General features: G+C 49.0%; 1 protein-coding gene. It reads right to left on the bottom strand.

Going from position 1 to position 681, the window contains the following annotated elements; all coding sequences use genetic code 11:
• Positions 1-642 (bottom strand): ABC transporter permease (locus R7P74_RS26760; protein WP_318123689.1); only part of this gene is annotated, 642 nt, incomplete at its 3' end.
• Positions 643-681: the final 39 nt, after the last annotated feature.

Raw genomic sequence — 681 nt, 5'->3', positions numbered from 1 at the left:
GTATTGCTGCGCATCCGCCAGCGGAACTAAAGCCAATGAATGATCAATTTGGCCGTTCAACGTCAAAAAGCCCGCCACTTTGACGCGCACACGTTTCGGCGCTTGAACTTTATTTGTGCCACCCGTTTGAGGAATCATCAACGTGACGTAGTCACCGACTTGCACCTTCAACTCATTTGCAACTCCTCGACCTAAAATCACTTGTTGTTGGCCTGAGTAAAAGTTTTGCCACGCCTCTGGATCAATAAAGTCAGACATGCTCGACACCGCTTGCTCATACGCAGGGTCCACACCACGCACTTCAATCGCCTTTAGTTTACTGCCTTTTTCGGCTAAACCTGTAAAGCGGACGTACGGTGCGGCAGCAACGACATGCTCATGTTGCAGCGCTTGGTTCATCGTCTTGGTGTAGTTCTGAAGTGGCCCGTTAACCCCTTCTAACTCACCATGAGGAATCACGGACAACACACGCGACTGAAGCTCACGCTCAAAACCATTCATCGCCGAAAGGCCAATGATGATCACCGCCACGCCTACTGCAATACCAATGGTTGAAGAAAGAGAAATGAACGACACCATTTTGTTGCGCTTTTTCGCACGACTAAAGCGACCACCAATCATTAATGCTAAAGAAGAGAACAAAACTAGCCCTCCACCGATGCCGATTCGGTCATCAAACGA

The sequence above is a fragment of the Vibrio sp. 2033 genome, assembly GCF_033339735.1.
The sequence above is the reverse complement of the archived record's forward strand: the minus strand, read 5'-3'. Positions and strand labels throughout refer to the sequence as shown.